Below are 19,386 nucleotides of genomic sequence, written 5' to 3' on the forward strand. Positions count from 1 at the left end.
CCCAGTTGGTGCCGTCCGCGTCGGCGGAGAAGGGCTTGCAGCGGCCGTCCGCGGCCAGTCCCCGCTGGCGGCCGAACTCGACGAACATGCCCGGTCCGGACATCACGGTGGCGCCGGCCGCGACGGCCAGCGAGCATTCGCCGGAGCGCAGGGCGCGGACGGCGAGATGCAGAGCGACCAGGGACGAGGAACAGGCCGTGTCCACCGTCACCGCGGGGCCCTCCAGCCCCAGCGCATAGGCGATGCGCCCGGACGCCACACTCACCGTCGTGCCGGTGAGGAGGTGCCCCTCGACGTCTTCTTCCGCTTCGTGCAGGCGGGGTCCGTACTCGGGTGCGGTGGCGCCGACGAAGACGCCGGTGGCGCCGGCGTGCAGGCTGTGCGGGTCGATCCCCGCCCGTTCGATGGTCTCCCAGGTGGTCTCCAGCAGCAGTCGCTGCTGCGGGTCCATCGCGGTCGCCTCACGCGGCGAGATGCCGAAGAAAGCCGCGTCGAACTCGGCGGCGTCGTGCAGGAATCCGCCTTCGCGGACGTAGGTGGTGCCGGTCCGGGCGGGGTCGGCGTCGTAGAGGGCGTCGAGGTCCCAGCCCCGGTCGGTGGGGAACGCGGAGACCGCGTCGGCCCCCTCGCCGACCAGGCGCCACAGGTCGTCCGGAGTACGCACCCCGCCGGGGAAGCGGCAGCCCATCGACACGATGGCGATCGGTTCGTCGCCGGGGCCGCGGCGGGTGAGGGGGGCGGCGTCGGTGGCGGCGGGCGCGGTGAGGTGGGCGGCGAGGCGTCGGGGCGTCGGATACTCGTAGACGGCTGTGGCGGGGAGTCGGGCGCCGGAGAGCGTGTTGATCCGGTCGCGCAGTTCGACGGCGGTGACGGAGTCGGCGCCGAGTTCCTTGAAGGTCCGCTCCGGGTCGACCCGAGTGGGGCCGTCGTAGCCGAGGACGACCGCGGTGGACTCGCGGACCAGGAGAAGGGCACGCTCGTGGTCGAGCACGGCGTCGGCCGCGCCGGTGGCGGCAGGGACGGTTCCGGTGGGGGCGGTTCCGGTGGGCGCGTCGGCGGCCGGTGCGGCGGGGGTGACTGCCGTGTCCGCCGGTGTGTGCCCGCCGGTGCCGGTGATCCAATGGCGGCGCCGCTGGAACGCGTAGGTGGGCAGGGAGACCCGGCGGGGGGCGAGATCCGCGAAGGCGGGGGTCCAGTCGACGTCGGCGCCCCTGGTCCACAGGGCTCCCAGCGAGGTCTGGAAGCGGGCGGGGCCGCCCTCGCCGCGGCGCAGGGTTCCGGTGACGACGGCATGCCGGGCGCCCGCGGTGGACTCGACGGTCTCCTGTACCGGGCCGGTGAGCACGGGGTGCGGGCTGACCTCGACGAAGGCGCCGTGGCCGGCGCGGGTGAGGGCGCGGACGGCCGGTTCGAGGAGCACCGGGTTGCGGAGGTTGTCGTACCAGTACCGGGCGTCGGTGTCCGGGCCGTCGATCCAGTCGCCGGTGACGGTGGACAGGAAGGGCATGTCGGGCCGGCGCGGGACGATGGTGGCGAGGCGGCGGAGCATGTCGTCGCGGACGGGTTCGACGTGCGGTGAGTGGGAGGCGTAGTCGATGCCGACGCGGCGGGCGCGGACGTTCTCGTGTTCGGCGGTGGCGAGGATGTCGGTGACGGTCTCGATACCGGCGGACACGACGGTGGAGGCGGGGCCGTTGAGGGCGGCGACGGTGACGCGGTCGCCCCAGCGCGCGACGAAGCGGCGCGCCTCGTGTTCGGCGAGGGCGAGCGAGACCATGCCGCTGCGGCCTTCCAGCGGGACGAGAATCCTGCTGCGCAGGGCGACGACCAGGGCGGCGTCCTCCAGGTCGAGGGCACCGGCGACGCAGGCGGCGGCGATCTCGCCCTGGGAGTGTCCGACGACGGCGGCGGGACGGACGCCGTGCGACTGCCAGAGGGCGGCCAGGGAGACCATGACGGCCCACAGCACGGGCTGTACGACGTCGGAGCGGTCCAGGGGCGGGGCGTCCGGGTCTCCGCGCAGCACGGCGGAGAGGTTCCAGTCGACGTGGGGGGCGAGGGCCTCACCGCATTCGGCGAGGCGGGCGGCGAAGACGGGCGCGGTGGCGAGGAGTTCGGCTGCCATGCCGGCCCACTGGCTGCCCTGGCCGGGGAAGACGAACACGGGCCGGTGGATGTCTCCGGTGACCGGGCCGCCCGGAACGGCGGTGGCGAGGCCGCCGAGCAGGGTGGCACTGTCTGCTCCCACGACCAGGGCGCGGTGTGCGAGCGGGGTGCGGGTGGTGAGCAGGGACCACGCGGTGTCGACGGGATCGGCGTCGGTGGCGCGGACGTGCGCGGCGAGGCGGTCGGCCTGGGCGCGGAGTGCGTCGGGATCGGCGGCGGACAGCAGCCAGGGCACGGTGTCGGGGGCGGTCCGGCGCTCCTGCCGCGGATGCCTGTCGGCGGCGGGGGGCTCTTCGAGGACGAGGTGGGCGTTGGTGCCGCCCATGCCGAAGGAGGAGACGCCGGCGCGTAGCGGGGTGCCCGGGATGTCCGGGGTCCACGCGGTGGTCTCGTGCTGGACGCGCAGTCCGAGGCCGTCGAGGTCGATGGCGGGGTTGGGTTCCCGGTGGTCGAGGCTGGGCACCAGCCGGCGGTGGGAGAGGCACAGCACGGTCTTGAGGAGCCCGGCGATGCCGGCGGCCCCTTCGAGGTGGCCGATGTTGGTCTTCACGGAGCCGACGGCGAGCGGGGTGCGGCGGCCCTCGGCGGTGCCGAGGACGGCGCCGAGGGCCGTGGCCTCGACCGGGTCGCCGACGCGGGTGCCGGTGCCGTGGAGCTCGACGTAGCCGATGTCGGCCGGGGCGAGACCGGCGCGCTGGACGGCGGCGCGCAGGACGGCCGCCTGGGCGTCGGCGTCCGGGGTGGTGATGCTCGTGCCGGTACCGTCGTTGTTGAGGGCGCCGCCGCGGATCACGGCGTGGATGTGGTCGCCGTCGGCGAGGGCGCGGGACAGCGGCTTGAGCACGACGAGACCGCCGCCCTCGCCCCGCACGTAGCCGTTGGCGCGGGCGTCGAAGGTGTGGCAGGCGCCGTCCGGGGAGAGGGCGCCGAACCCGGCGGCCGCCAGGGAGCTTTCGGGGCTCAGGTTGAGGTGGACGCCGCCGGCGAGGGCGAGTTCGCAGTCGCCGGCGCGCAGGCTGTCGCAGGCCAGCTGTACGGCGGTGAGGGAGGAGGACTGGGCGCTGTCGACGGTCATGCTGGGGCCGCGGGTGCCGAGCGCGTAGGACAGCCGGTTGGCGATGAGGGAGCGGTTGAGGCCGGTCAGGGTGTGGTGTCCCGGACCCTGTCCGGCGGCACGGACGACGTCGGCGTAGTCGCAGGTGTCCGCGCCGAGGAAGACCGCGGTGGCGCGCGGGACGTCGGCGACGGGGATGCCCGCGTGTTCCAGGGCCTCCCAGCCGAGTTCCAGGGCGAGTCGGGCCTGCGGGTCCATGGCGTCGGCCTCGCGGGGCGAGATGCCGAAGAACGCGGCGTCGAAGTCGGCGGGGGCGGTGATGTAGCCGCCGCGCAGGGGTGCGGTGCCGCCGTGCGGGGTGGGCCAGCCGGCGGCGGGTACGCCCGTGCGGCGGTCCTCGGGGAGGTCGGTGACGGCGCTGCGGCCCTCGGTGAGCAGGTCCCAGTAGGCGGCCGGGTCGTCGGCCCCCGGGAGCCGGCACGCGAGGCCGACCACGGCCACGGGCTCATGGCCCGGGGCGCTGTTCCGGACGTCGGTGGGCACCGGCTCGTTCATCGATGGCACTCCAGATACCGAGGGCGGGAGGGAGGGGAGCGATGCACACGTTCGCACGCGGGCGGGAGCCGTCCGGCGCTCCGATGAAACGCTCTAGGGGAATCTCTAGGCACGTCGTGGCCTTGGGCGGCGACGTCGGCCGGGACGCCGTTTCGTGGTCCGGCGGGGAGCGGCGGCGGATCGTAGTCAGCGGGAGGAGCGTCCGCAAGGGGTGGTGATCTAGGCGAATGCCGGAACTCGAGCGGGCACCCTGGGAGGGCGGCGATCGGCTGTGCGTCCTTCCGCGCGGTGTGCCTGTGGGGCACCGGTCCGGTGAAGCGTGTGCGATGCCGCGTTCCCGACTCGAGAAGGGCGGATCCATGACTCCGACGACCGCGCTCGCGTCGTCGCGCGGCGAGGAGGCCGGCACGCCGGCGGCGCTGGCCGTGTCGGCGGCGGCCGACGGCGGTGTGCTGAGCGACGCGGAGGTCGCCGCATGGCTGGAGGACCGGCGCCGCGCCCAGCACCAGCGGGTGGAGCGGGTGCCGTTCGCCGAGCTGGACGGCTGGCGGTTCGAGGAGGGCAGCGGCGACCTGCGCCATGCGAGCGGCGGCTTCTTCGCGGTGCACGGGCTGCGGGTCCGCTCGGACTTCGGCCCGGTGCCCGCGTGGGAGCAGCCCGTCATCGACCAGCGGGAGATCGGGATCCTGGGCATCGCCGTGCGGGACTTCGACGGCGTCCCGCACCTGCTCATGCAGGCGAAGTCGGAGCCGGGAAACGTGAACGGGATGCAGGTGTCCCCGACCGTGCAGGCGACGCGGAGCAACTACATGCGGTTGCACGGGGGTTCGGCGGTGAAGTACCTGGACTGTTTTCGCCGGCCCGCACCGGGCTCGGTGGTGGCGGACGTGCTGCAGTCGGAGCAGGGATCCTGGTTCCTCGGCAAGCGGAACCGGAACATGATCGTGCGGGTGGGTCCCGAGGTGGAGGCCGACGAGGACTTCGCCTGGCTGACTTTGCGTCAGGTGAACGCGCTGCTGCGGCAGGACAACGTCGTGAACATGGATGCGCGTACCGTGCTGTCCTGCCTGCCGGACTGGCGGGAGGACGTCACCGGACCGGCCGCGTCTGCGCACACGGACACCGAGATCCGCAGCTGGATCACCCGGCGCCGCGCCGAGCACGAGGTGAGGGTGACGCCGATCGGGCTCGCGGAGACCAGGGACTGGGACCGTGACCCCTACCGCGTGTCCCATGTGAGCGGGCGCCACTTCAGCGTCGTGGCCGTCGACGTCGTCTCCGGGCGGCGCGAGGTGGCGGCGTGGTCCCAGCCGCTGGTCGAGCCGCACGGCACGGGCACGGCGGCGTTGTTCCTCCGGCGGGTGAACGGCATACCGCACGTGCTGCTGCGGGCACGCGCGGAGGCCGGGTTCCTGTCCGTGGTCGAGCTCGGCCCGACGGTGCAGTGCACCGAGGAGAACTACGCGGACCTGCCGCCCGCCGCGCTGCCGCCGTATCTGGACGAGGTGCGCGGGCGACGCGACTCGGCCGTGTACGACGTGCTGCTGTCGGAGGAGGGCGGTCGGTTCCTCAACGCCCAGAGCCGCTACATGATCATCGAGGTCGACGGCGACATCCCCCTGCTCTCAGACGAGTTCCGCTGGGTGTCGCTGCGTCAGGTCGACGAGCTGCTGCGCTACGGCCACCATCTGAACGTGCAGGCCCGCACCCTGATCGCCGCGACGAGGTCGCTGTGACGGCGCCCGCGGCACGGCCGCTGCGTCTGGGAGCGATCGGTACGTCGTCGATCGCCTGGCGGCGGGTGCTGCCGACGGTGACACGGATGCCGCAGTGGGATCTGGTGGCGGTGGCCGGGCGCACGGCGAAGAAGGCGGCCCTGTTCGCCGAGCACTTCGAGTGCGCGGCCGAGGACGACGCCGAATCGCTGCTGGCCCGGCCCGACATCGACGCGGTGTACGTGTCGACCCCGACGGCCCTGCACCACGCGTGGGCCGAACGGGCGCTGCGCGCGGGCAAGCATGTGCTGGTGGAGAAGCCGATCGGGACCACTGCCGAGGAGGCGCGCTCCCTGTGCGCCCTGGCGGCGGAGCGGGGCCTGACGCTGCGGGAGAACTTCATGTTCCTGCACCATCCGCAGCATGCGAGGGTGCGTGAACTGGTCGACGGGGGCCGGCTGGGGCGGCCGGCCGCCTTCCGGGCCGCGTTCTGCATACCGCCGCTGCCCGACGAGGACATTCGCTACGACGCCCGCCTCGGCGGTGGTGCGCTGCTCGACGTGGGGGTGTACCCGCTGCGGGCCGCAGCGCTGCTGCTCGGGCCGGGTCTCGAGGTGGCCGGCGCGACCCTGCGCACCCGGGCCCGGGACGGGCTCGACCTGTCGGGGCAGGTGTTGCTCGTCTCCCCGTCGGGAGTGCTGGCCGAGCTGGCCTTCGGCTTCGAGCACGCCTACGCGTCGGTGTACACGGTGTGGGGCGACCGGGGGCGGCTGACGGTGACGCGTGCCTTCACCCCGCCGCCCGCCCACCAGCCGTTGCTGATCCTGGAGGAACAGGACCGCGAGGAGCGGCTCACTCTTCCCGCGGCGGACCAACTGATGTTGTTGTTGGAGGAGTTCGCCGCGTCCGTGCGCACGGGTGGAGAGGCCGCCACCGGGCCGCACGCCGCGGACGTCGCCACGATGGAACTGGTGGACGCGATCCGCACCACGGCACGACGGGTCGAGGTGTGCTGACAGACAAGGAGCCGCGAGGTGAACGGGCACGGATCTCCACGTGGCCACGGACTTTCGGACTTTAGGAAAATCCCGATCACGATCCGGCTAATCTGAGGCCATGATGGCCAGGACAGCCAATCCGAACAACCGGACTTTCACGCAGAATGCACGGCGGGCACAGATAGTTCAGGCGGCTATCGAGACACTCGCCGAATCCGGATACGCGAAGACGTCGTTCACGAGAATCTCCCGACAGGCCCAACTGAGCAGTACCGGGATGATCTCGTACCACTTCTCCGGTAAACCCGAGCTGTTCGCGGAAGTCGCCAACACCATCGTCGAGAAGGCCGAAACAATAGCGGGCGCACGCATGGGTGACGAGCACACCTATCGCGGCAAGCTCAGTGCGTACATCGCGTCGAGTTTTGAATTCGTAGCCCGCTATCCGGTGCACACACAGGCCTTGACGGAGATCACCAGAATGGTCCGGGACCAGCGGATCACCGGACTGGAGAGCCTGGAGCACGGCATCATGTCGGTGGAGCGGCTCGTCTCTCTGCTCGAACAGGGCCACAAGGCGGGTGAGTTCGCCAGCTTCGACTGTTTCACCATGGCTCTGGCCGTGCGCGGCGCCATCGACAGCGTTCTGGGCCACCACCTGTGCCACATGGCGTTGGACCTCGATCGGTGCTCCCGCGAGCTGGCCGACCTGTTCGATCGCTGCACCCAGTCCGCGTAGTACCGGCATCGCAAGCCGTCGGTCCATCACCCCGGGAGCACACCGCATGACCTCCCCCACCCCCGGCTCCGAGCCCACGGCACCCTCTCCGGTGCACCCCACGACGACTCCCCCCACCACGCCCGCGCCCCCCTCGCGCTGGGGGTTCGTGATCACCGTCGTCTGCGACATCGTGCTGCCCGTCGGGCTCTACTACGGGCTCCGCGCGGCCGGAGCGAGCGAGATGACGGCCTTGCTGCTCAGCGGATCCGCGCCCGCGCTGCACACGCTGCACACCGCTGTGCGCCACCGCAGACTGGACTCCATCGGCGTCTTCACGCTCGCCCTGCTGGTGGTGAGCGCGCTGGCCTCATTGCTGACCTCGGATCCCCGCATCGCCCTGGCCCGCAACGGTCTGTTCACCGCCCTGGCCGGCGTCTGGCTGCTGATCACCCTGTTCACCGCGCGCCCCTTCACCTACCAGGCACTGCGCACGCTGATGCCCGGGCGGTCGGCGAAACTGGAGCGACTGTGGGAGTCGGACGCCGTATTCCGCCGTGTGTGGCGCGTCCTGACCATGGTGTGGGCCGTCGGGCTGCTGTGCGACGCGCTCCTGCGGGTGGTCATGGCGTACAACCTCCCCGTGGACACCGTCCCGGCGCTGGACGGCGTCCTGTACGCGGTCTCCTGGATCCTCCTCCAGGTGATCACGCAGATCATCCTGTTCCGGTCGAACACCCTGACCAAGATCCTCGGCGAGCGCGGGCCGCGACGACGCCCCTTCGCCCCGGCCGCCCAGCAGCCGGAAGCGGGCGACTGACCCCTCCCCCGCCCGGCGCCCCTCGTGACCTGAGCGGCGCAAGGACCGGCATCGGTTCGGCACTGCTGTGGTGAAGTCCCGCCGCGTCGGATCACCATGGACGGGCGGCCGGGTTCCGTGGAGGCGGCGCGGGGGTGTCAACGCACGGCGACCAGGACCGCGCTGTCGCCGTACTGCCACACCGCGCCGGCGTGGCCGAAGCCCGCCCGGCGCAGCAGGTCCACATGGCCGGGCAGGGACAGCCGTACGGCGCTGTCGGTGCCGGTGGCGGACTGCCGGTGGCGGCGCTCGGCGAGCAGGTCGGCGCATTCGGGGTCGTCGGCGACGGCCGACCACCAGGCGTTCCAGTCCTCGTGCGCCTGGGTCCGCTGCCGTTGGGCGCGGCGGGTGCCGACGGCCGTGGTCAGCTCGGCCAGCGCGGGGTCACCGGGCGGGAAGTGGTCGCCGTTGACGAGGACGCCGCCGGGGCGCAGCAGTGCGGCGAGCTGCCGGTAGGTGCGGAGCAGGGCGGGGGGTTCGAGGTAGTGCAGGGCGGTCGTGGAGACGGCCGCGTCCAGCGGGCGGTCCAGGAACAGGGCGCGGGTCCAGCCGTCGGCGCCGATGACGGTGTCGACGTAGCGGGCGGCGTCGGCGTGGTGGGTGCGGGCGAGTTCGAGCAGCAGCGGGTCGCAGTCGACGGCGACGATGTCGGCCGCGGGGAGCCGGCGTGCCAGCCGGGCCGCGAGCGAGCCGGGGCCGCAGCCGAGGTCGACCACCAGGGGGCGGCCGGGGCGGCCGGCGGTGGTGTGTTCGACGAGGTCGGCGATGACCGTGAAGCGGTCCTCACGGTCGACGGCGTAGTGCCGCTGCTGGTTCTCCCACCGTTCCACCCATTTCTCCGCCGTCGCCAGACTGAGCCCCATGCGGTCGTGCCACCTCGTCGTCGCTCTCCGGTGTCTGTCGGCCCGAGAGCTTACAGGTGGAAACGGTTTCCATTACGGGTTTTGGGCCGGTGTCACCCGAGGTCGGCAAGGACGGTCAGCAGCCGGTCGATCTCCTCCACGGTGTTGTACAGATGCGCGCTCACCCGGACCGACGCGTCGAGCTCGCCCTCGCCGCCCTGGCAGTGGTGGTCGGAGCGGACCATGAAGCCGCGGTCGTACAGCACGAAGCCGAGGTCCCCGGAGGGGATGTCGCGGTGGCGGAAGGTGACGATGCCCTGGCGCCGCTGGACCGGTGAGTCCGCGGCCAGACTGGCCCGGCAGCCGATGACCTCGTAGGCGTCCAGCCGGCGCAGTCCGTCGGTGAGCCGGGCCGCCAGGGCGGTGGTCCAGCGGGCGACGCGGTCGGTGCCCGCGCCGTCCAGCCAGTCCAGGGCGGCTGCCAGGGACACGATCCCCACGGTGTTCGGGGTGCCCTGCCAGCCGCCGGGGGCGAACCCGGGCCCGCGTTCCTGACGTGCCCAGACGGCGCCGGAGCCGGGCAGGGCAAGGCACTTGTGGCCGGAGAAGACGACGAAGTCGACGTCCAGCTCGGCCACGGACACCGGCATGTGCCCGATGCTCTGGGCGGCGTCCAGGCAGATCACCGCGTCCGGGCCGACGGCCCGGCGGACCCGGTGGATGTTCATGTCGGCGCCGTAGACGTGGTGGACGTGGGTGACGGCGACGAACCGGGTGCGTGGACCGGCGAGTTCGGCGAGGGCGTGGTGGTCGTAGTCGCCGGAGGAGCGCTGGTACGGCATCGGCAGGACGTGGATGCGGGTGCCCTGGCGGGCGAGGTGCCGCTGGACCTCCAGCCAGGGTTCGATGTTGGCCCGGTGGTCGGCGTGCGGGACGACGATCTCGTCCCCGTCGCAGAGCAGCGCGGGCAGCCAGTCGCGGGCGACGGTGCGCAGTCCCTCGGTGGTGCCGCCGGTGAAGTGCACGGCGGACCGCTGCGGGGCGGGGTCGCGCAGGAAGCCCCGGACCCGGTCACGGGCCTGCTCGACGAGGGCCGTGGTGCGGTTGGCCCACGGGTAGGTGCCGCGGCCGGCGTTGGCATTGGTGGTGGTGAGGTAGGTCCGCACGGCGTCGAGGACCGCGCGGGGCTTCTGCGCGGTGGCGGCGCTGTCCAGGTAGGCGAGGTCGGGGTGGGCGGTGAGGATGGGGAACTGGGCGCGCAGGCCGGCCTGCCAGTCGGTGAGGTCCCACAGGTCGTCGCGGTGCCGGGGGCCGCCGGGTGCGGTCACGGCGGTTCAGTCCCGCACCAGGGGCGCGCCCGCGTCCCGCCAGGCGACGATGCCGCCGGCCAGGCTGCGCACGTCGGGGTGGCCCATGCGGGTCAGCAGGGCGGCGTAGCGGGCGGACTTCTCGCCGACCGGGCAGGCGAGCAGGACGGGGCGGCTGCGGCTGAACGGCAGGCCGCCGTGCAGGATCTCCTCGAAGATCTCGTCGACGATGTTGACCGATCCGTCGATGTGGAGGGCCGCGTAGGCGAAGGGGCTGCGCAGGTCGACGACGAGCGGGGCGCCGGTGGCGATCCACTCCTGGGCGGCCGGCACGTCGACGGTCGGCGCGATGCGGATCTCGGCATCCGGCACGTCGGCCGGTGAGTTGCGGCGGCGGGGCCGGCCGAACAGGTCCGGGCGCCGGCGGCGGACGTAGCTGAGGTAGCTCTCGACGCGGTCGCACACGATGAAGACGGCGGACTGCCGTTCCGTCAGTTCGGCGTCGATTTCCCGGAGTCGGCGCACGGCACCGAAGTAGGCCGCGCCGCCGGTCGGTCCGGCGAGGATGCCGCAGCGCCGGTTCAGGGTGAGCATGCCCTCGATGGCGTCGTCGGCGCCGACCGCCTCGATCGTCTCGTAGGTGCCGGGGTCGAACAGCCCCACCTCGTGGGCCTCGTCGATGGTGCGGATGCCCGGGATGAAGTCGGACTTGGCGGCGACCAGTCCGACGACCCGGACGCCGGGCTGGTGTTCGCGCAGGGCGCGGGCCACACCGGTGGAGGATCCGGCGGTGCCGACGCAGGCGATGAACCAGTCCGGTGCCCGGCCGTCGAGGTCCTTGACGATCTCCGGGCCGGTGCCGGTGAGGTGGGCTTCGGTGTTGCGCGGGTTGAAGTACTGGTCGGTGTGCACGTAGGTGCTGCCCGGCTCGGACAGGGTGCGGTGGAAGAGGGTCAGCGGGTCGTCGGCGGCCGTGGGGTCGAGGCACTCGCTCTGACCGGGGAGTTCCTCGATCTCCGCACCGAGCAACAGCAGCAGGTCCTTGATCTCGGGGACGCGCATGCGGTTGGTGACGCTCTTGAAGGTCAGTCCGTGCATGCCGGCGAGGACGGCCAGGGCCTTGGCGGTGTTGCCGCTGGACAGTTCGACGACCTGGCCGCCGGGGCCGGCGGCGGACTCCAGGTGGGGGCGGGCCATGTGCCAGGCGGCCCGGTCCTTGACCGACCCGAAGGGGTTGAGCAGTTCCAGCTTGGCGTACAGGTCGATGTGGCGCAGGCCGTGGACGGCCGGGTCGATGCGGACCAACGGGGTGTTGCCGATGGCGTCGGTGATGCTGTCGTACCTCACTGCGCTCCTCCCACGGAGGCGGTCGGCCAGTAGCGGTCGTCCAGGCACCAGCGCCACGCGCCGCCCTGCTGCCAGGCGGCGACCTTGCGGGCGACGGGCCGGCGCTGGGCGTGGGTGGCGTGGAAGTCCATGCAGTAGCCGGCGGTGTTGACGAAGGCCAGCAGGTCGCCCGGGCGGGGGCGGCGCGGCAGGAAGACCGTCCGGCGGGTGATGAGGTCGCTCTCCAGGCAGAGGCCGCCGACGAGCCGGACGGCGACCGGCCCTTCGTCGTCGCGCTCGGGGTGCCGCGGGACGAGGACCGGGTCCATGAGCACCCCGTGCTCCTCCAGGGCCACGTCGTGGCCGGTCGCCGCGAGCCGGACGAGGAGTTCCCCGCCCGCCTCCTGGGCCTCCGCCTCGACGACCCGGGTGAGGGTGAGTCCGCACTGGTCCAGGAGGGCGCGGCCGGGCTCGACGTGGAGGTCGTAGAGGTGTTCCAGGAGCAGGGAGGCGAGCGGACGGCCGTCGAAGGCGGGGGCGGGCTGTGCGAGGAGTTCGTCGAGGTAGCGGGGTCCGGCGACGGGCCGGTGAGCGGGATAGAGGCCGAGGGATCCGCGCAGGGTGCCGGACTCGTTGCGCAGGCCGTAGCCGTGGCCGTCGCGGGTCAGCGGCGGTCGGGTGCCGAGGACGGCGGCGGTGAGTTCGGAGGTGTAGCGCTCCCACTGTCCGCCGTCGGCCAGGTAGTCGACGCCGAATCCGCCGCCGATGTCCACGGCGGTCGGTCGCAGGCCGCGACCGCGGCACTCCTCCAGCACGGTCAGGCACCCCTCCAGCGCCGTCGCCTTCTCGGCGAGCCCGGTGGTGTCCAGGTGGTAGGCGACGCCGGTGAGATCGAGGGTGTCTGCGTGGTGCTCGACGGCGTCCAGCAGGGACCCGACCTCAGGCACCGGGGTGCCGAAACGGCTGGGCCTGCTCAGCACGCGCACCCCCCGCGTCTCGAAGCCGGACAGGCGCGGCATGATCCGGACCCGGGGCAGCGCGTGGGCGCGGACCAGGCGGGCGAGCCGGTCCAGTTCGCCGCGACCGTCGACGACGACGGTGACGGACGTACGGGCGGCCAGCCACAGGAAGTCCGGGTCCTTCGGCCCGGTCGCGGTGATCCGGTCGGGAGTGAATCCGGCGCCGAGGGCGTGCTGCAGTTCGCCGAGCGAGGCCACGTCCACACCGGCGTCGGTGGCGGCCAGGCGGCGCAGCAGCGCGCTGGACCGGTTGGCCTTGTGGGCGAAGTGGACCTGGCCGGACAGGTGGTGGCCGGCGTACACCGTCCGGAAGCGCGCCAGGTTGTCCGCGACGCGGTCGGGCAGGACCACGTTGAGCGGGGATCCGAGGGCGTCGGTGAGGGTGTGCAGGAGGGTGCCGCAGTCAAGGAGCGAGCGCAGCGGCCCGTCCGTCCGTGGTTCGAGATACAAGGGCTGCCCGCCGATGTCCGACCCCTCCCCCACCTGTGTCGGGCCCGACCTCGCGGGCACGGCGGAGCGCTCCCCACGCTTCGCCGTATAACGCTCTTCCCACCCTCCGGGCGGTTTATCCCGGCCCCGACCGGGCTGTCCTGATCTCCTCGGTGGGGCGCGGGACGGCTCATCGGTGCGCGGACGGCGGTGCCGTGGGCCGGGACGGTGGGCCGGGACGGTGTGGTGGGCGGGCGTCGCCGCAGCTGGTGGTTTCCCGGTGCGGGAGGCGCTGGGCGCACCGTCGGTCGGAGACACCTAGGTCGGCGGCACATGGTCGCAAGGCGCCGGGACAGAACGGGCGGTGCGCCGGGGCACGGGTAGTGCGGCAGGGACGGCGGTGCGGCAGGAACCCGGGCCGGCGCGGACGGGGGCCCTGGCTCGTGGGTCAGGGTGAGGACGCCGGCTGGCGGGTCGCCGTTCGGGCGCGCACCGCTTCCACGGCCTCCCACTGTTCCGGGGCGAGAAGGGCGAGGGCGGCCGGGAAGACGCCGTCCTGTTCCTTGAGGATGTGGGCGCGCAGGAGGTCGAGTGCGCCGATCAGGCGGTCCGGCCAGGTGGGGTCGGTCAGGAAGGGGCCGTTGGCCTCGGCCAGCACCGTGTCGATGCGGCGGTGCTCGTCCTCCAAGGCCGCGATCTGCTCGGGGAACTCGTCGGCGAGCGCAGGGAAGAGTCCGTGTTCCTCGACCTCGGTGTGGGGGGCCAGGACGGTGGCGATGGCGCGGGCCAGCTCCGCCATCCGGGCCACCGCGCCGTCGCGCCGGGCGTCCCGGACGTGGCTGATGAGTGTGACGACGCGGTCGTGCTCCCGGGTCAGTTCGTCGACGGCCGTGAGCGCCTGGCAGCCGCAATACTCGCACATGGGTGATGTCCTCCGGCCTCAGAGCTGTGCCGCGACGCGGCGGGCCACCGCACGGCGCACGCCGGTGCGGGTGAACGTCAGCGCGGCGCCGGCCACCAGCCCGAGCAGCACCAGCCCGATCGCGTAGGAGCCGTACGCGCCGTACACCGACCCCATCAGCAGGGGCGGTACGAAGCCGCCGAGGCCGCCCGCCGCGCCCACGACGCCGGTGACCGAGCCGACCATGTTCGCCGGGGACAGCAGGGCCACGAGGGCGAAGACGGCGCCGCTGCCCGCGCCGAGCGCGGCCGCCATGGCCAGGAAGGTGATCGTGCCGACCGGCGCGAGGGGCGGGCCGAAGGACTGGGCGAGGGCTCCGGCGAGCACCACGGCCATGGAGCCGGCCAGCACCCGGACCGGCCCGACGCGGTCCGACAGCCAACCGCCGACCGGGCGCATGGCCACCGCGAGGATCACGAAGCCGGCCATGCGGTCGGCCGCGTCGGCCTGGGTGAGGCCGTAGTCGGTCTTGAGGTAGGTCGGCAGGTACACGGAGAAGGCGACGTAGCCGCCGAAGGCGACGGCGTAGAGGGCGGACGCCTGCCAGGTGATGCCGAGTCGGAGGGTCGCGGCCAGCCGGTGGGTGAGGGGCTCGGTGGGGACCGTACGGCCGGGCGCGTCGCGCAGGACGACCGCGGCGACCACGGCGTACGCGGCGAGGACGGCCGCGGTGAGCAGGAAGGGGTCGGCCATGCCGTGGGCGTCGACCAGCTTCACCGTCGTCAGGGCGCTGATCGCGGTGCCGCCCATGCCGGCGCCGAAGACGCCGATGGCGAGGCCGCGGCGGGCCGGCGGGAACCAGGCGCTGACGAAGGGGACGCCGACGGCGAACGCGGTGCCGGCGACGCCGAGGAAGAAGCCGCCCATCAGGAGCGCGGCCAGCGAGTCGTGTCCGGCGAGGCCCAGGTAGAGCACGGGGACGATGGTGGCGCCGGAGACCAGTGGGAACATCACCCGCCCGCCGAAGCGGTCGGTGAGGGCGCCGACCGGGACGCGGCCCAGTGAGCCGACCACGACCGGCACGGCGACCAGCAGCGACTGCTGGAACGAGGTCAGGTCCAGGGTGTCCTTGAACCGGGGGCCGAGCGGGCTGAGCAGCGCCCAGGCCCAGAAGTTGAGGGCGAATCCCAGTGTGGCGAGCGTCAGCATCAGCCAGGGCCGACCGGGGCGGAACGGTTCTGCCGATGGTGCCTCGCCGGGTTTCGTCGACGGCTGGTCCATGCCACCCGGTCCTTTCCGGTGAAGGGGCGGCGCCGGTGGTCAGGGCCGGGCCGCGGGCCCTGGGCGCGGGATGCGCGCCGGGGCCCGATGCCACTATCCGTCGCCGACGACCACCTGGTGGTGGGGCCGACGGTCCTCCGCCCCCGGTCCGGCGGTCCCCGGTCCTGGGGGCCGCAGCAGGGCGGAGGGTCCCCTTCCGACCCGATCTCCGGGGAGGTCGCGGGTCGGTCAGCCGGGGTTACGGGCGGGTGGTGGGCGGCCCGGGACGGCCGTCAGGGTTGCTCGCGAGGCGGACAAGGCGAACAGGCGGCGAGGGGGCGAGGAAGCGGGTGGGGCGGAGAGGTGGGGGCGCGCGACGACCGGCCGGACTTCGGTCGGGCGCGGGGGCGCGATGACCGGCCGAGCTTCGGCCGTGCCGGGCAGGCGACGGGTGCGCACGGCGGCGAGACGGTGCGGGCGGGCGACAGGTGCGCGAGTGGCGAAACGGTGCGGGCGAACGACAGGTACGCGGGTGGTGACACGGTGGGCGGCGAAAGGCACGCGGGGCGGTCGGTCGGTGCGGGCAAGCGCGCGGCCGGGGCCCCGGGAGCGCGCCGACGGGCCCCGGCGGAAGATGTCCGTCGGGGCCCGTCGGCGGTGTCCTGGCCCGGGAGCGGGGGTCAGTCGGTGCCCGACTCCATCGCGGCACGGTCCAGCATGGTCTCCTCGTCGCCGGCCTCGCCGCGGGAGGCGATGGCCTCGGCGCCGCCCGCGGGCATGGAGCCGATGAGGCCGGTGGCGGCGGCCTGGGCGGCACCGATCGGCGTCGGGTGCTCGGTGCCCACCAGGCCGAGGCCCGAGTACTGCTCCAGACGGGCCCGGGAGTCGGCGATGTCCAGGTTGCGCATGGTGAGCTGGCCGATACGGTCGACCGGCCCGAACGCGGAGTCCTCGGTGCGCTCCATGGAGAGCTTGTCGGGGTGGTAGCTGAGCGCGGGGCCGGTGGTGTCGAGGATCGAGTAGTCCTCGCCGCGGCGCAGCCGCAGGGTGACCTCGCCGGTGATCGCGGTGCCGACCCAGCGCTGCAGCGACTCGCGCACCATCAGCGCCTGCGGGTCCAGCCAGCGGCCCTCGTAGAGGAGCCGGCCGAGACGGCGGCCCTCGTTGTGGTAGGCGGCCACGGTGTCCTCGTTGTGGATGGCGTTGACGAGGCGCTCGTAGGCGATGTGCAGCAGCGCCATGCCCGGCGCCTCGTAGATGCCGCGGCTCTTCGCCTCGATGATCCGGTTCTCGATCTGGTCGGACATGCCGAGGCCGTGCCGGCCGCCGATCGCGTTGGCCTCCATGACGAGGTCCACCGCGCTCGCGAACTCCTTGCCGTTCACGGTGACCGGGCGGCCCCGTTCGAAGCCGACCGTCACGTCCTCCGCGGCGATCTCCACCTCGGGGTCCCAGAACCGCACGCCCATGATCGGCTCGACGATCTCGATGCCGGTGTCGAGGTGCTCCAGGGTCTTGGCCTCGTGGGTGGCGCCCCAGATGTTGGCGTCCGTGGAGTACGCCTTCTCCGTCGAGTCCCGGTAGGGCAGCCCGTGGGCGAGCAGCCACTCCGACATCTCCTTGCGGCCGCCCAGCTCGGTGACGAAGTCGGCGTCCAGCCAGGGCTTGTAGATCCGCAGGTGCGGGTTGGCGAGCAGGCCGTAGCGGTAGAACCGCTCGATGTCGTTGCCCTTGAAGGTGGAGCCGTCGCCCCAGATCTGGACCCCGTCCTCCAGCATGGCCCGCACCAGCAGCGTGCCGGTCACGGCGCGCCCGAGCGGAGTGGTGTTGAAGTACGGGCGGCCACCCGACTTGATGTGGAACGCGCCGCAGGCGAGCGCGGCCAGCCCTTCCTCGACCAGCGCGGCCCTGCAGTCGACGAGCCGGGCGATCTCGGCGCCGTAGGCGAAGGCACGCCCGGGCACGGAGGCGATGTCGGGCTCGTCGTACTGGCCGATGTCGGCGGTGTACGTGCACGGGACGGCGCCCTTGTCGCGCATCCAGGCGACGGCGACCGAGGTGTCGAGGCCGCCGGAGAAGGCAATGCCGACGCGCTCGCCGACGGGGAGGGAGGTGAGGACCTTGGACATAGAGAAATTATGCATCACCTCGCATGGTCATGCAACGTCGGGCATGTCGGGGCTCAGGTCGGCCGCCGCGCGGTGACACCGCGGCCGCTCTCAGGACGCCGGCCCGATCCTCCCTCCGGCCCGGTCGGCGCCCGCGTTGTCGACCCCCGCCCTGGCAATGCCCGCCCCGCCGGTGCCCGTCCTCGGTGTGTGGTCCAGAAGGGCGGCCAGTTCCCACTGGTACGGGAAGGACCCCGGCTGGTAGCCGCACCACGGTTCCTCGGCGTAGGGGTCGCCGGTCACGCCGTACGCGCGGGAGCGGGAGCCGCCGCAGATCCGGCGGAACTCGCACGTCCCGCACCGGCCGCCCAGCCGGTCGGCATCGCGCAACCCGGTGAACAGGGCCGACGTCCGGTAGATCTCCGGCAGCGGGGTGCGGCGGACGTCGCCGGCGCCGAGCGGCAGGAAACCGCTGGGATGCACCGTGCCGGTGTGGGAGACGAAGACGAAACCGCGCCCGGCGTTGACGTCCAGCGGTGGGCGCCGGACCCGCCGTCCGCCCTCGTGGAGGCCGAGTTCGGCCGCGCGGGCGGTCAACTCCCGGTACAGCGGCCCGAGTCGCAGCGCGGCGACATGGTCCTCGCCGGCGTCCGCGAGGATCCTGCGCTGGAGGGCGACCCGGCGGAAGTGATGGGCCTCGGTGGTCTTGGCGGGCACCGTCGTGCCGACGTCGTGGACGAAGTTCAGGACGTCCTCGGTCTCGGCGGGGGTGAGGAGTCCGAGCTGCCTGCCCCGTCCGGTGGGCACCAGGAAGAAGGCGCTCCACAGCATCGCCCCGTGCTCGCGGACGAGCCGGACGACGTCCGGCAGGTCGCGCAGGTTGCGCCGGGTGACGGTGGTGTTGATCTGGACCTTCATGCCGAGGGCGCGGGCGGCGTCCCAGGCGTCGAGGGTCCAGCGGTAGACGCCCGGAACCCCGCGGAAGCCGTCGTGCAGCTCGGCGGTGGAGCCGTCCAGGCTCAGTGACAGTCCGACCGCGCCCGCGTCGTGCACGGCCCGCAGCCGCTCGGGAGTGAGGGTGGGCGTCCCCGAGGGCGAGACGGCGACCCGGACGCCGGCCTGTTCGCCGTGGGAGATCAGCTCCTCCAGGTCGGGCCGTTGGAAGGGGTCGCCGCCGGTGATGACGAAGAGGGGTGCGGGGTGGCCGAATGCCGCCACCTGGTGCAGCAGGTCCTTGGCGGCCGCGGTGTCCAGTTCGCGCGGGTCGCGGTCGGGCACGGCTTCGGCGCGGCAGTGCAGACAGGCCAGGGGGCACGCCCGGGTGGACTCCCAGATCACGATGAACGGCTTCGCCCCGACGTCCTGGTGCTGCCGTCGCACCACGCGTACGGCGCTCATCGGGGCCTCCGTGCGGGGCAGCGGTCGGGGGTGCGTCCGGCCGCCGGCGAGTCGGGGCAGACCGTCCGGGCGCCCGGACGGTGACCGGACCGGGCCGCGCGGCGGAGCCGCCCGGCGCAGGGTCGGCGGAAAGGGCCGGCCGGTCGGCCGTCGCGTTCGTGCACCTCGTACACCTCCGGTCCGGTCACGGTCGCCGCGGGCCGGCGCCCAGCGCGTCGGCGGTGACCAGCAGGGCGGCGCCCACCCCGGTGAGCAGCGTGCCGAGGCCGGTGACCAGGGTGGTCAGGTGCCATGCCTGATAGGCGGAGAGCAGGGAGCCGCGCAGCGTCTCGCCCATGAAGGCGGTCTGGCGCAGTTTCGTCAGCTTCTCGTCGTCACCGCCGCTCGCGAAGAGTTCGTCGGTGATCTCGGCGTAGGTGCGGCCGCCGGTGGCGTGCGCCAGATGGTCCTTGATCAGTTCGGCGTAGGCGTGGGCCTGCGGGCCGGTCTCCACGGCGGCACCGGCGTGCCGGGCGAGCTGCGCGGGCAGCCCGGTGTCCGGGAAGGTGATCCGCTGTGCGGCGAGTTCGCCGCGGATCTCCTTGCGGCCGCCACGGCCGCGTACGACCATGACGGGCCCGGCAGCCAGCAGGGCGGCTCCGACGCCGGTGACGACGCCGGTGAACAGGGCGGCGTTCCGGCGGGGGGCACCATTCATGACGGGTCTTCCTTCGGTACGGGGGTGGGTGGGC

14 protein-coding genes are annotated in these 19,386 nt (G+C 73.2%); 4 read left to right on the forward strand and 10 right to left on the reverse strand.

From position 1 onward, the window contains the following. Window positions 1–3,775 (reverse strand): type I polyketide synthase (locus tag ACSLTV_RS15115; protein ID WP_435612300.1); only part of this gene is annotated, 3,775 nt, incomplete at its 3' end. A 359-nt stretch (window positions 3,776–4,134) separates the two neighbouring features. Between ACSLTV_RS15115 and ACSLTV_RS15120 the strand changes: the two genes are divergently transcribed. From ACSLTV_RS15120 to ACSLTV_RS15135, 4 genes are all read left to right on the forward strand, one after another. Continuing rightward, a complete protein-coding gene (locus ACSLTV_RS15120) occupies window positions 4,135–5,511 on the forward strand; it encodes an NDP-hexose 2,3-dehydratase family protein (protein WP_435612301.1) in 1,377 nt (458 codons plus the stop codon). Next, window positions 5,508–6,506, forward strand: a complete 999-nt coding sequence (locus ACSLTV_RS15125) for a Gfo/Idh/MocA family protein (protein ID WP_435612302.1) — start codon at window positions 5,508–5,510, stop codon at window positions 6,504–6,506. The genes ACSLTV_RS15120 and ACSLTV_RS15125 overlap by 4 nt, the downstream gene beginning before the upstream one ends. Before the next feature lie 100 nt (window positions 6,507–6,606). Continuing rightward, entirely contained in the window at window positions 6,607–7,227 is a 621-nt protein-coding gene (locus ACSLTV_RS15130; RefSeq protein WP_432136529.1) for a TetR/AcrR family transcriptional regulator, read from the forward strand. A 46-nt stretch (window positions 7,228–7,273) separates the two neighbouring features. Beyond that, on the forward strand, window positions 7,274–8,026 hold the full coding sequence (locus ACSLTV_RS15135; protein ID WP_432136528.1) for a VC0807 family protein: 753 nt from the start codon (window positions 7,274–7,276) through the stop codon (window positions 8,024–8,026). 137 nt (window positions 8,027–8,163) lie between these two features. On the opposite strand, the gene ACSLTV_RS15140 is transcribed toward ACSLTV_RS15135, so the two are convergent. The 9 genes from ACSLTV_RS15140 to ACSLTV_RS15180 all read right to left on the reverse strand — a co-directional run bounded on the left by ACSLTV_RS15140 (window position 8,164) and on the right by ACSLTV_RS15180 (window position 19,352). Further along, on the reverse strand, window positions 8,164–8,928 hold the full coding sequence (locus tag ACSLTV_RS15140) for a class I SAM-dependent methyltransferase (RefSeq protein WP_432136527.1): 765 nt from the start codon (window positions 8,926–8,928) through the stop codon (window positions 8,164–8,166). A gap of 92 nt (window positions 8,929–9,020) precedes the next feature. Continuing rightward, entirely contained in the window at window positions 9,021–10,235 is a 1,215-nt protein-coding gene (locus ACSLTV_RS15145) for an aminotransferase class V-fold PLP-dependent enzyme (protein WP_435612303.1), read from the reverse strand. A 6-nt stretch (window positions 10,236–10,241) separates the two neighbouring features. Continuing rightward, window positions 10,242–11,561 carry a pyridoxal-phosphate dependent enzyme gene (locus ACSLTV_RS15150; RefSeq protein ID WP_435612304.1) on the reverse strand — a complete coding sequence of 440 codons (1,320 nt, stop codon included), beginning with the start codon at window positions 11,559–11,561 and terminating at the stop codon, window positions 10,242–10,244. Beyond that, window positions 11,558–13,069: a Y4yA family PLP-dependent enzyme gene (locus ACSLTV_RS15155; RefSeq protein WP_432136524.1), complete on the reverse strand. Its 1,512-nt coding sequence runs from the start codon at window positions 13,067–13,069 to the stop codon at window positions 11,558–11,560. Before ACSLTV_RS15155 ends, ACSLTV_RS15150 begins: the two co-directional genes overlap by 4 nt. A gap of 367 nt (window positions 13,070–13,436) precedes the next feature. Further along, window positions 13,437–13,910, reverse strand: coding sequence for a hemerythrin domain-containing protein (locus ACSLTV_RS15160; protein ID WP_432136523.1), 474 nt, complete (start codon window positions 13,908–13,910; stop codon window positions 13,437–13,439). Window positions 13,911–13,928: 18 nt separating this feature from the next. Further along, entirely contained in the window at window positions 13,929–15,170 is a 1,242-nt protein-coding gene (locus ACSLTV_RS15165; RefSeq protein WP_432136522.1) for an MFS transporter, read from the reverse strand. 659 nt (window positions 15,171–15,829) lie between these two features. Beyond that, the gene (gene argG / locus ACSLTV_RS15170; RefSeq protein WP_432136521.1) at window positions 15,830–17,278 is read right to left on the reverse strand and encodes an argininosuccinate synthase; all 1,449 of its coding nucleotides are present in this window, start codon (window positions 17,276–17,278) and stop codon (window positions 15,830–15,832) included. A gap of 90 nt (window positions 17,279–17,368) precedes the next feature. Next, window positions 17,369–18,655 carry a TIGR04053 family radical SAM/SPASM domain-containing protein gene (locus tag ACSLTV_RS15175; RefSeq protein ID WP_435612305.1) on the reverse strand — a complete coding sequence of 429 codons (1,287 nt, stop codon included), beginning with the start codon at window positions 18,653–18,655 and terminating at the stop codon, window positions 17,369–17,371. Window positions 18,656–18,839: 184 nt separating this feature from the next. Continuing rightward, window positions 18,840–19,352: a hypothetical protein gene (locus tag ACSLTV_RS15180; RefSeq protein ID WP_432136519.1), complete on the reverse strand. Its 513-nt coding sequence runs from the start codon at window positions 19,350–19,352 to the stop codon at window positions 18,840–18,842. Between the last annotated feature and the right edge of the window lie 34 nt (window positions 19,353–19,386).

It is taken from the genome of Streptomyces sp. bgisy159 (genome assembly GCF_965341775.1).
Taxonomy (GTDB): Bacteria; Actinomycetota; Actinomycetes; order Streptomycetales; family Streptomycetaceae; genus Streptomyces.

Coding starts and splice junctions, on each gene's coding strand:
- ACSLTV_RS15120 (WP_435612301.1), top strand. CDS start 4,135: ATGACTCCGACGACCGCGCTCGCGTCGTCGCGCGGCGAGGAGGCCGGC.
- ACSLTV_RS15130 (WP_432136529.1), top strand. CDS start 6,607: ATGATGGCCAGGACAGCCAATCCGAACAACCGGACTTTCACGCAGAAT.
- ACSLTV_RS15135 (WP_432136528.1), top strand. CDS start 7,274: ATGACCTCCCCCACCCCCGGCTCCGAGCCCACGGCACCCTCTCCGGTG.
- ACSLTV_RS15140 (WP_432136527.1), bottom strand. CDS start 8,928: ATGGGGCTCAGTCTGGCGACGGCGGAGAAATGGGTGGAACGGTGGGAG.
- ACSLTV_RS15160 (WP_432136523.1), bottom strand. CDS start 13,910: ATGTGCGAGTATTGCGGCTGCCAGGCGCTCACGGCCGTCGACGAACTG.
- ACSLTV_RS15165 (WP_432136522.1), bottom strand. CDS start 15,170: ATGGACCAGCCGTCGACGAAACCCGGCGAGGCACCATCGGCAGAACCG.
- argG (WP_432136521.1), bottom strand. CDS start 17,278: ATGTCCAAGGTCCTCACCTCCCTCCCCGTCGGCGAGCGCGTCGGCATT.
- ACSLTV_RS15175 (WP_435612305.1), bottom strand. CDS start 18,655: ATGAGCGCCGTACGCGTGGTGCGACGGCAGCACCAGGACGTCGGGGCG.
- ACSLTV_RS15180 (WP_432136519.1), bottom strand. CDS start 19,352: ATGAATGGTGCCCCCCGCCGGAACGCCGCCCTGTTCACCGGCGTCGTC.